At 31.6% G+C, this 11,486-nt stretch carries 14 protein-coding genes and 1 pseudogene; all 15 read right to left on the bottom strand.

The window, feature by feature from the left end; translation table 11 throughout:
* Positions 1 to 183 precede the first annotated feature (183 nt).
* The 15 genes and pseudogenes from BMY18_RS20350 to BMY18_RS20270 all read right to left on the bottom strand — a co-directional run bounded on the left by BMY18_RS20350 (position 184) and on the right by BMY18_RS20270 (position 11,201).
* The gene (locus BMY18_RS20350; RefSeq protein WP_092458352.1) at positions 184 to 1,050 is read right to left on the bottom strand and encodes a damage-control phosphatase ARMT1 family protein; all 867 of its coding nucleotides are present in this window, start codon (positions 1,048 to 1,050) and stop codon (positions 184 to 186) included.
* Positions 1,051 to 1,190: 140 nt separating this feature from the next.
* On the bottom strand, positions 1,191 to 1,604 hold the full coding sequence (locus BMY18_RS20345) for a GNAT family N-acetyltransferase (protein WP_092458349.1): 414 nt from the start codon (positions 1,602 to 1,604) through the stop codon (positions 1,191 to 1,193).
* 50 nt (positions 1,605 to 1,654) lie between these two features.
* Entirely contained in the window at positions 1,655 to 2,173 is a 519-nt protein-coding gene (locus BMY18_RS20340) for a P-loop NTPase family protein (protein WP_092458346.1), read from the bottom strand.
* Between the two features lie 135 nt (positions 2,174 to 2,308).
* Entirely contained in the window at positions 2,309 to 3,244 is a 936-nt protein-coding gene (locus BMY18_RS20335; protein ID WP_092458343.1) for a GNAT family N-acetyltransferase, read from the bottom strand.
* A gap of 91 nt (positions 3,245 to 3,335) precedes the next feature.
* Positions 3,336 to 3,956: a YdcF family protein gene (locus tag BMY18_RS20330; RefSeq protein ID WP_092458340.1), complete on the bottom strand. Its 621-nt coding sequence runs from the start codon at positions 3,954 to 3,956 to the stop codon at positions 3,336 to 3,338.
* Positions 3,957 to 4,125: 169 nt separating this feature from the next.
* Positions 4,126 to 4,908: a Cof-type HAD-IIB family hydrolase gene (locus BMY18_RS20325; RefSeq protein WP_092458337.1), complete on the bottom strand. Its 783-nt coding sequence runs from the start codon at positions 4,906 to 4,908 to the stop codon at positions 4,126 to 4,128.
* A 26-nt stretch (positions 4,909 to 4,934) separates the two neighbouring features.
* Complete coding sequence (locus tag BMY18_RS20320; protein WP_092458334.1) at positions 4,935 to 5,372, bottom strand: NUDIX hydrolase; 438 nt, start codon at positions 5,370 to 5,372, stop codon at positions 4,935 to 4,937.
* A 555-nt stretch (positions 5,373 to 5,927) separates the two neighbouring features.
* Positions 5,928 to 6,053 (bottom strand): annotated as a pseudogene (locus BMY18_RS21745) (GyrI-like domain-containing protein); the annotation flags it as partial.
* Between the two features lie 86 nt (positions 6,054 to 6,139).
* On the bottom strand, positions 6,140 to 6,586 hold the full coding sequence (locus BMY18_RS20305) for a GNAT family N-acetyltransferase (protein WP_170841524.1): 447 nt from the start codon (positions 6,584 to 6,586) through the stop codon (positions 6,140 to 6,142).
* Between the two features lie 346 nt (positions 6,587 to 6,932).
* The gene (locus BMY18_RS20295; RefSeq protein ID WP_092458322.1) at positions 6,933 to 7,259 is read right to left on the bottom strand and encodes an SMI1/KNR4 family protein; all 327 of its coding nucleotides are present in this window, start codon (positions 7,257 to 7,259) and stop codon (positions 6,933 to 6,935) included.
* A 112-nt stretch (positions 7,260 to 7,371) separates the two neighbouring features.
* A complete protein-coding gene (locus BMY18_RS20290; protein WP_092458319.1) occupies positions 7,372 to 7,746 on the bottom strand; it encodes a VOC family protein in 375 nt (124 codons plus the stop codon).
* A 505-nt stretch (positions 7,747 to 8,251) separates the two neighbouring features.
* Positions 8,252 to 8,989 (bottom strand): Type 1 glutamine amidotransferase-like domain-containing protein, encoded by a 738-nt coding sequence (locus BMY18_RS20285; RefSeq protein ID WP_092458316.1) that lies wholly within the window; start codon positions 8,987 to 8,989, stop codon positions 8,252 to 8,254.
* 210 nt (positions 8,990 to 9,199) lie between these two features.
* Entirely contained in the window at positions 9,200 to 9,712 is a 513-nt protein-coding gene (locus tag BMY18_RS20280) for a GNAT family N-acetyltransferase (protein WP_242941095.1), read from the bottom strand.
* Positions 9,713 to 9,745: 33 nt separating this feature from the next.
* Positions 9,746 to 10,540, bottom strand: coding sequence for a hypothetical protein (locus BMY18_RS20275; protein ID WP_092458310.1), 795 nt, complete (start codon positions 10,538 to 10,540; stop codon positions 9,746 to 9,748).
* 238 nt (positions 10,541 to 10,778) lie between these two features.
* Entirely contained in the window at positions 10,779 to 11,201 is a 423-nt protein-coding gene (locus tag BMY18_RS20270) for a hypothetical protein (RefSeq protein WP_092458307.1), read from the bottom strand.
* Positions 11,202 to 11,486: the final 285 nt, after the last annotated feature.

Below are 11,486 nucleotides of genomic sequence, written 5' to 3'. Positions count from 1 at the left end.
ACAAATCGAAAATGATGTAAACGAAAGGGCAGTTACTGGTGAGTGAAAACTGCTTTTTCGTTTACACCATCATCGATTCTATCCTAAAGAATTTGTCTGTTGCTTATTTTATATAACACATAAATATAATGGGAAGTTGTGACATCCAGCCAACTTGGAATTTTACATTCAATAATCTTATGGTTATTTCCCATTTTTCATACAAATCATCTTCATTTCTGGAACTCCGATATCATTCGCAATTACACCACATTTTGTCAATAGCAGAAAATAAATATTCTCATTCTTATTGCTTAGACATTCATAGTTTGCTTGCCCTTTTGCAATCACAATATCTGCATTCCGGTAAATTTCTTGAAATTTCTTTGATGTTCTATATAAAACAGTTCCCATTGACGAATCCCCATTACTAATGACAGTTGCATATTCGTCAATTCCGACCAAGTAAGCATCCTCTTCCACTGAATCATTCACGACTGCTTCTCCTCTCGTACCAAAGAATACATGACATGATGGCTTTAATTCTTTGATTCTCTTAATTAAAATCTTATCAAGACAGATTTCACCACAGTTATCTCCCAGATAAAGAATTGTATCTGCATTACTAATTTCCTGCATCAGAAGATTTGAATGATTAATCTCTAACTGTTCCCCTTTTAATCGTAAAAAGCAAGCTTCAATATCAGAAAGCGACAGATCATGAATTGGATTAAAATCAATAACATTTCCTATAATTGCATATTTAATAGCCTCTAAAAATGGATTTTCGGCTACATTAATCTCTAGCTCTAAATCAGAAACCTGTTCCATAAACATTTTATTGTAATATACTCTGGTTTCTTTGTATGGATCTCCATTCCCTATTTCCTTCTTTAGTAAAGCAAAAATTTCTCCAATCAATTCTGGTGTTGACGATGTATTAAAATCAACCTGACTTAGATATGTAAAAACTTTTCTTAATAATTGATTTTTATCCTCTAATCCAACCATATCTGCAACCTTTATTGCTTGATTGACTATGCATGGTATGCATTTATCTTGTATCTTCATATATGTTTTTTCCTCTTATAAAATTATATTAATTCTTTCTTTTATTTAAATTTGTATAACTCATACTTTTACAATTATAAATAATTTCGTATGTTGGTAATAAATATAATGCGCAGTTTACTGATTTGCACAAGTCAAGTTTAAAAGTATTTACCATAAATGCATAGATTGTATGTATTTCCATTCTTATATACAGCATCTTTCATGATACCCTCGAGTACAAATTTATTCTTTTCTAGTACTCTCCTCGATGCCTTATTCGGTTCATATACAAGTCCTGTAATTCTTTTTAAATCAAGTTCATTAAAAGCTATCTCACATATATGCGAAATTGCTATAGTAGTATACCCGTAATCATACTTTTCGGCAGACATCATATATCCAATCTCTGCATCTTTCTCAAAAACATCATGCTTTTTTTCTATTGATATATTTCCAATCAACTTTCCATCATGTAAAATTGCTCTGTAAATCCAGCTTCTATCAACGTCATTACATAATTTTATTAAATCAAATTTATAAGTACTACACCATTTTTTCAATTCTATTTCCATTTAACAACCTCACTTATTATATTAAACAAACTTCCCTTTTTTCGTACATATTAGATTTTTCTTTTAGTTTGAAGAAGCACTTTATAGTTTCCATCCAATTCCTTCGAATTCTTTATCCAGATAAGTTTATCTGAATATTCCATTAAACGTTCCTCATACTCCTTCCTCTTATTTTCAAAATCATTTGACCATTTGAACATATGTTTAAGCATATTAAAATCAGATTTGTAATTGCACTTTTCTATACCAAGTTGTTGCTTAATAAATCTATAAATAATCCGAAATTTTCTTATATACAAAGGCGTATCAAGGAATATAATTTTATCTGCATACTTATATAAAACTTTCTGACTTTCACGATATGTTCCCTCAACTATCCAATTGCCTTTTTTATTAATCTTTTCTATAATTTCTTCTTGCTCTTCATTGGAACGCTTGTATCTCTTTTCTTTTGGAAATCCCCATGCTATATTGTCGCCCTCATAGTATGGTACTTTCAACTCATTAGAAAGTTTTTGGGCTAAAGTTGTTTTCCCACTCGCAACAATGCCAAATATTAAAATTTTCATTCTATTATTCCTTTACAAAATTCAAATTTAACTTTTTATTTTTCTTAGTTTAAATATAATAGGAAACTCAATTGATTGATAATTAACATTCATATAGATCATCAACATAAAGTTATAGTTTATATAATTTTCCTTTCAAATATCTCTTATCAGAGTAAACAAATATGAATTAAAATACTTATCCCAGAATCCCCTGGCATTAGGGTTAGCTGTCCCATGCTCTACCCAAATTCTATTGACACCTTCATTCCTTAGTGTGTCATTTACATACTGCAACAGTTGTTGAGAAACCCCATAGCCTCTATATTCCAAAGATACAAATATATCTCCAATATTATAAGTATCTTCTTCTGCAGTAATAAAATTATTACCATCGCTATTGGCATCTAATATTCCAATAATACTATCATTCTTTTTAGCAATAAATAATCTTGTGGCATCATCCATGATATATTCTTTATATACCTCTTCAGTAAATTCTGTTCCCGGATAAAATATTGGGCTCTTCTGTAAATGTAAAACTAAATTCCTATATAATTGCATTATTTCATTCCATCGATCTTCTATTTCGGATTTTGACAGTTCAAAAATCATATTTTGTTTTTCTATACAAATTATTTTATTAGTATTCCGAATAGTCTCTGTACACTGGATCCCAAACTGTAAATAAGAAAAGAGCTTTATTGCTACTACATCATGAGCATAGACTTTAATTTCGAAATGTACTTTCTTCCCTCCACATTCTTTTTCCGCTATATGCTGAAAGAGTAAAGACAGTATTTTCGATCTATTTGTAATTATTGCTCCATTACCAATAATCGGAACTGTAATATTAATTACATCTTTAGATTCCCATTTATGGTCATAACACAAATATCCTAATAGATTACCTTCATCTAAACAAATAACACCTTTCCCACTCCTAAATATTGGCTCAATACTTTTCCTTATATTCTCTATGTAGTCCTGTTCATATAATTCTTTTACGTATTTGCATTCTTCCTGATATGCTTTATACGCAATACCCACTGCGCTCTCTAAATATTCAATAGTAATTTCTTTAATCTTCATCAAAATCACTCCTTCAAATTCTGATTAATCAGTAAATTCTTTTACATCTACATAACCTTTAATAAATATCACAAGAATATCTTCTATACAATTATAAATCTCCAGCTTTCAACAATAAAAATTCCGAACTAAATTGATTTCCCAAACGATGAAGTTCGCCTAATACACGATTTAATCCAGTATCTGTTTTATACCAATTTTCCCTACTGATATCTTGTCCATTTTCAGAATATGGAACTGAATTGATTATTAATTTTGTATTTGGAAAAGCAAATTGATAGAACATAAGGCATCTACGTGTGTGAAAGTTTTTACAACATATAATTGCTGATTTAGGGGAAATATTCCTACTTTCAAGAATCTGTTTAGAAAATCGAGCATTATCTGATGTGTTTCCAGATTGATTTTCACCGATAATACTACTTGCCTCAACACTATTGATTAACAATACATCTGTGTAAAACTCACATTCTGTTAAATAATTCTTACTATATGTTTCTCTTTTTGCTTTTACTCCGTTAAACTTGCCAGTTTTGATACTAACCCCACCTGACGGAGTGACAATTGGCGCATAACCGTCATTCCATAATTTCGCAGCTTGTTCTGGTAATTCAGGATACGAACCACCTGGTATCATAATCACATCTGCCTGTTCCAAAGTATCATCAATAAAAATAAAATTCGTGATATCATCAATAATTCTCATATTCATTTAGATTACCTCCCATTGTTATGATATCTCTCGCTTTTTATACATCCTTTTGAAAGACATCAATAACCAATAATATATTTATTTTAATCCACTTCAACATCGCATTATTGCTATTCCATACTTATCCCCCATAATAAATAAAATAGGAAGTTGCAAAACAGTTTTTTAATTATACAATTCCATCCATATTCTCGAGAAAATCAGCAATTCCGTCCTCATCATTTGTTCCAATAACTATATCTGCTCTATTCTTCACTTTCTCTATAGCATTTCCCATAGCCACTCCCAGACCACAAAGTTCTAACATTCCGATGTCAGCATAATCGTCACCAAAGGCTATAATTTCCTCTGTAGAAAATCCACACGCATCGCATACTTTAAGAATTGCATTTTCTTTTGTCACATCCTTTTTTGTGAATTTATACCAATTCCCATCAGAAAATCGAATACAATCACATTCCGGAAGTTTCTTCATTAATCGTTTTGCCATATCTGGTTCAAATATTTCGACACACATTTTCAATACTGGCAAATTAAAATCAAAATAATCTGTGTAAAGGCTGTCTCCCCAGCTTTGATCCAAATTCTTGGGATCTACTTTATAATTCCAATAATGATTTGTGATTGTATCCATTGTAATTTCACAATCATCCCCACAAACTTCCCTAGACAACTCAATCATCCGTCTTGTTTCTAACACCGAAAACTCTGCTGTATAAATATATTCAAAATCATTCTTTACCAATGCACCGCCACTTGATATCAAAACATCTGGTTCCAATACCAATAAAAATGTCATTGAATTTGTTTCACTTCTAGAAGTGGATACACCTATTTTAAAGCCGTATTCTTTATAGTTTTTAAGAACTTTTAGTGTACGTTCCGAAAGCTTCTTTTCACTTGTTAATAATGTTCCATCCAAATCAAACAACAACATTTTGTATCGGCTCATAATCTATCCTCCTGCTAGAACTGTATTTATATAAAACCTCTTCTGGTGGCTTCTTCAATCAACAATGGGTGAATCAATGGGTATGTCCAATTATCAACCAATTCTTCCGTAATAAGAATTCTTTCTATTTCACTGTGAAGCTCATTTTCAAAAGAAGTAATATCGGCTGCATACAGCATCCCATATGTTTCTTCATCTACATTTTCATTTACTCGAATTTTTCCTTCAACTGAATAAGCGCATACTGGCTTAATTGTAAAGTCAATAGCTCCTGTTTCTTCACCTAGCTCTCGTTTCGCAGTTTCTAAGATGTTTTCTCCATCTTCTCTATGTCCACCTGGAACTTCATATGTAACTCGGTCTATATGCTTACAAAACACCCACTTTCCATCTGATTTTGCTATTATCACTGCAAATTTTAGTAATGCGTCTTCTATTGAATCATAAAATTTTACTTCTAACATGTTACCTTTCTCCACTCCATTCCATCACAGAATCCATTTTTATCTAAATCCAATCCTCTATTCAATAAATTATCAGCTATCATCATGTGACTAATCCACGTTGCCATGTTTCTGCTACCGCCTTAGTAATTCGGTATATAAAATCAAATTTTCTTTTACTTTGCCTATTCTTAATATTCATAATGGGAAGTTGTTTATTCGCAATCACAAACAAAAGCGAACTATCTTCTCTTGTAAATTCAAATTAGCTAGCGGCAACATTATTTTCTAATATGTAATCACTAATTAAATATTACATTAAATAATATTATTATTTGAGCGTTAGCTAAAATAGAACAGAATATTAAAATAATATGTAAAATAATTTTACTTAATAAGGAATCTGAAAGGTAAATAGGAAAAACTGAATCACGAAATAATAAAATTAATAAAGCTAGTAAAGTAAATATAAAATATAAGATCTTTAATGGAACTAACAAATAATCTATTCTTTTTTTTAACTTAAGATTTCCATATATTGATTCTATCAATCTCTTACCCTCTTTGTTTAAAACTTTAAGCATTTAGCTTAATCGGATGACGAATTATCGTCTTTAATTTTTCTGGACTACATTTTCTAAAATCGTTTAAATAGATTTCATGATGAAACCGTTCATCATGAATATCTTCTACATAGGCTTTCTGCGTATCTAAATTTGGCTGGAAACTCCTTTTAAATTCGCTATTATAAACGTGTATATTAAAGTTCACTTCGGATTATGCTTATACTATTCATTAAGGTTCTTACCCATTATAACCATACTATTCCAATTTTTATATCCTCGTTTCTGATAATAATTCTCTGTGCTATCTGTTCTTGATGTGAACAAATAGGTTTTATCAATTCCCTTGCCCTTAAGTTGACTTTCAAATTTTTTCATCAAGCCTGAGCCAATTCCTTTACCTTGCAAAGTTGGAATTACAAAGAAATCTTTTATAAAAAACTGTTTGCAGTTGTAGTAAACTTCACTACTTCCAACAATCATACCTACAATTCTGCTTGCATCGTCCAAACAAATAAGCCCATACGAATCACGACAATTAATCATTTCATATAACTTTTGTGTGGCTAAACTTATAGTCCATTCGTCATTCCAAGACGGTGAATTATATGTTTCTACGTAAAGTTCTGCAAGTTTTGGGATATACTTTTCGTCTATAATTTCATATATCATTAGGCAATATCTCCTTAACATTTAATAATTTTTTTCCATAACATCCACTAATCTCATTTCTTATTATAATTCTATACTTCGTATTTGTATTTAATCGTAAAAACAAAATTGACTCCAAAAAGGAATAATGGTAATTTCATTATTATTCCTTGCATCATCTAAAACACTCCTCGACATGATTAAAAATTCATTACGAAAATAGTTTTCTAAATCAATTCCATAGTATATGACATCTGTTTGATACACTGAAAAAATTGGTGGATTATCAACTCCAGTTACTATAGGGATATACCTATGCCCATATAGCGGGATCAACTTGGGTGCTCTTTGCATTTTTTCTATACATTTATTTATGTTTTGCATCCAACAGATCAATAGGTTTTTCCCCCCAATTATTATCCCAAAAATCATTTTCCACTATATCAAACAGAACTCCTTCTAAAGGCCAGTTTAACATTCCCTGTATATTTCTAATATTGTTTTCATGAAAATCTCTCCAATTATAAAATGAGCCAGAAATAGGTAGAGCAATTTGATACATTTCTCTTAACGACTTAGGAAACTGAATACCGTAAGTATTTTCTATTTGTTCAATTTCTTTATCCGTAAGGCCTTGATCAAATTGAACATGTACAACTTTTAATGCATTAATTAGTATTTCATATTTATTCATTAATTTCTCCAATATTGGATTTACTTTATTTCCTATTATTCCGCTTACATGTAGCTATGTATGTCCAAATGTTAATAAATATAATGAGAAGTCCGTTTACTTCTCAGTTTGCTCATTTTCTGCATAGGCAGAACGGGTGCCCCTCGAGGTCGAGCATCGTCACGTAATGATCCACGCCAAATTGTGCGGTAGACTTTGACGCACCGAGACGCAGTGCCTCCTCAACGGCTGCGGATAAATCGTCCACTTGAAAGTTGAAGTGCATTTGCTTCTGTTGCATGCCGCATTCTTCTGGCCAAACTGGTGGAACATAAGGTATGTCATCCGGTTCTGCAAACAGAAGTATCATGCCATTATAGGCTTTAAGTGCCAAGCAACCAAAGGCTATGGTCTTTTCCCACCCAGTGAGCGCGGCGTAAAAGTCACGGGCACGGCAAGCATTAGTACAGTCAATCGTTAAGTCTCCAATAGTAATATTTTTGATCATAATGAATTTCTCCTATTTCCTTTATTTTACTTATTTCATCCAATATTTTTCAATCTCTTACATATTTTATCTGTCTCTTTACTTACTATTATCTTATCTATTGTAAATATAATGAGAAGTTGGATCAGCTCTTAATTATGCTCATAAGCTGGAATTAGCTTGCGTCATAAGTATAGGATTTATTTTATTATTCCAACTCAATGCATAACAAAAGCACCTAGTTTCTAAGAATCTTAATTTAGTGTCTATAATATCACCGAACCGTTTTACATATTGGTGGTATTACATATTTTCGATTAGTTTCATCGCTTCGTTTTCAGATATTTCAGAGTATGATCCATAATAAGGGCTTTCAGTATTATCTGTTCCGTTCTAACATGTGTGTTTCCATCCCTAACATTAATTAGTACCTCTCTTTATTGTATACTAGTCATAAATATAGCACTAAACTGCTAACGCAGTGGTTCGACCGTCTGTAGTTTTATTTTTTAGTTTTATCTGATTGTTAAAGCACAATATTTTTATCCCTCTCACAGATCTTTGTCAATGCACCTTCATGAATCCAATATGCTTCTCCATATAACGTTGAGTTGTTATTCTCTACAAAAATATAAGAACCATCAACCAATGCATAAAATGGCCTTGATTTGCTATCTGGTAATGAGATATCCTCCAATATGCGAAGCCCATCTAATGTTTGTTCTTTTATTTCTTGAAAATGAGGTAAAATGTTTATTTTTGTTAAATCGAGTCCTTCCAGATATTTTTCATATGTTAAGTTAACAGCTTCACCATCTAATTCTGGTTGTGCATAAACAACATCTGCACAGTTCATACTTCCAGCACTGATACCGATTATAATGCCTTTATAACTTTTCAATAATTCTTTTAAACCCATTCTGCTTAAAAATTGGTTTTGGGTAGGGACATGACCGCCTGTTAGCATTATCACATCATAATCATATATGGAATCTGCAATTTCATTATCATTTCGTCTATCACATACATCCATTTCTGATAATGAAAGATTACTAAGCTTAAATGCCTCGGTAAATACTATCTTTAAGCTATTACTCAACTCTTGATTATCTGGCTCAGCACTGACTAATAGACATTTTGAATTATTAGTCCAATATTTCTTGATGTGGTCCAAAAAATGATTTTCATTCATTAATGCACAAGGAATTCTTCTTCCATTTTCCTTATAGCTTCCTCCGATACTACTTGTTAGAAATAATTTCATTATTCGCTCCTTATAGACGAAACCAATTCACTAGGATTCGTGATTTGTAAACATTGATGGTTCACTAATATTTTCTGATTCAAAATCTATAACTAATCCTACTCTATTTTCAGTGTATTATATAAATAATATGTCTTTTGGATTGGGTTAAAATGATAGCTTAATAAATATAATTGGAAGCTCAACTGCCCTACAACATCGAAGTTATCGTTACATTTTTAATTTATAAACATCTAAAATGTAATTTTCTCTTGTATATGGATCTTTTCTTTCCTCTGAATATGTATATATAAATCCGCATGATATTTGAAGTTTTGCAGATGCCACATTTGCATTACGGCAAGAACAAATAAATTCTGTCGCTCCATACTTTTTACATGCTTGCTCAACTAATGCAATAAGGATTTGCTTCCCATACCCTATTCTTACGAATCTAGGCCCGATTGCAATGCCTGTATCTTCATAAGCGTTCTCAGCAATTTGCTCCATACCTGCAAAACCAATAGCTTCTCCACTTGATTTTTCATATACTAAATAGCTCTCCGGATGCCTAGCCATATATGCTATGTTTTTTTCAATTCTTATTTTAGCATTTTCTTCTGTTTTTGTAGTCCTCCACAGCATATATTTCGCACTTTCGTCTTGGCTCCATAAATTTATGTACATGTTTTTCCAATCATCATATTGGGGTTTATCCAAAATTAAATCTCTTGTTTCTATCATAATAACTCCCTTACAAAGCATAAAGACGAATACTCATTTTAACGGTATGGCAGACATTAGTTCACGGTATAGTTCCTCTGTATTTGTGCTGTTACGGAGACTTATATATACATCTTTTTTGTCCATGCGCTCTATCTTTATTGTGGGTGATGTCTTCGCCTGAACAAAGAGTAACGTTTTACCATTGATATCCGATTCAAAATTTCCTTTCAACGTTTCTCTTAAACCACCGTAGCCGTTATTCCTTCTACCAACGCCAATATTGTCCATGCTTTTCTCTATAAGAGATATACTGGTAATTTCTGAAAAATCAATATTTACACCATACACGGCTTTTATTTGTATCCTGTTGTCAAGAATGTTTACAACAGGATCTTTTTCGCTATAATACCCCATTGTAACTACCACAACAATTATTATGCCCACAAAGGCAATGATAGCCATAATAACCCATTTGGGCGTCTTTGATGTTGAATTATTAATTTGATGAGTAGTTGATGTGCTTCTATATTTTTTGTAAATCCGATTATAAGCGATGACTAAAGCAATAGTGCCAGGAACACAAATAATCACAAGTAAAATCACACCTATTAAGATACTGAAAAGCGATAATATACTTGTCACAACCATGCAAATGGTGTAAATTAACCACATCAAACCGTTCGCGCGGTTATACGCAGGAATATTAGTTATTTCTTCTGGGCTTACAGTACTTCCTGACCAAAAGTGTATTGGACCTTTGCTCTTGAATGCCCAAATTGCTATTGCCCCAAAAGATAATGAACACAACAAACATATAGCTGCAAAGAAAATATTCGAAAACGTCATTACTTGCTCCTCCTTTTAAACTAGAAAATATTTAATGTTTTGATTACCGAATTCCGGTTTCTATGTTACTTTACTTTACTTACTCATAATCTTATCTATTGTAAATATAATGTGCAGTTCAGAATCCCTTCAAATTGGAAGTTGCCTCTGTGTAAGTCTTTATTTCATAAATACAATGGGAAGTCGGGTTACTTCCTCATTGTACAATATAGCGAAACTACTTAACTTCTAAAATTAATCATCTTTTTAGAAGAAATTTAACTTTATCTGTTATCTTGCCTCCCAATTTATCATCTATCAGTCCTACTGATGACGATTTATTTTTCAAAAAAATAAGATTATTACCCTCTATTCTAAATACATAAGTATACTTCCTATCATCTGTTGTCATCGTTAATTCACCATTAGCTATTGAATAAGTTCCCAGTGGAAAATAACTGCTTAATGAATCATAGGAGAATGAAATTTTCTCATCAGAAATGGTAACACGTGGAATATTGAGTGCATTTGTTCCCTTTTGTTCCATGATATAAGTTCCGTTCTTTACTGTGTCTACGTTCTTTACTGTGTCTACATTCTTTACTGTGTCTGTATTATTGGAGTTACAACCTGATAATAAGAAAATCAATAACATAATGAAGCAAATACATGTTTTTTTCATCCGAATTCCCCCTTGTTATTTTATTATATTTTACTTCCCATTTGTAAACAATAGCGAATTAACTCTACAAAGAATTTATCTGTTTCAATACTTGTGTTTTTAAATATAATGTGAAGCTGGTAAATTTGTTTCGACTTCTATCTTAAATATAAGACTTCATTACTTTTTCATAATCTTTTCATAAAAACATTACTGTCAAAGGTAGTATACTTTCTGGTATATGGGCACACCTCAATACATTTACCACATAATGTAATTTGCTTCTCTAATGATTTAGCCGCAATC

The sequence above is a fragment of the [Clostridium] fimetarium genome, from assembly GCF_900111235.1.
Lineage (GTDB): Bacteria > Bacillota > Clostridia > Lachnospirales > Lachnospiraceae > Clostridium_N > Clostridium_N fimetarium.
The sequence above is the reverse complement of the archived record's forward strand: the minus strand, read 5'-3'. Positions and strand labels throughout refer to the sequence as shown.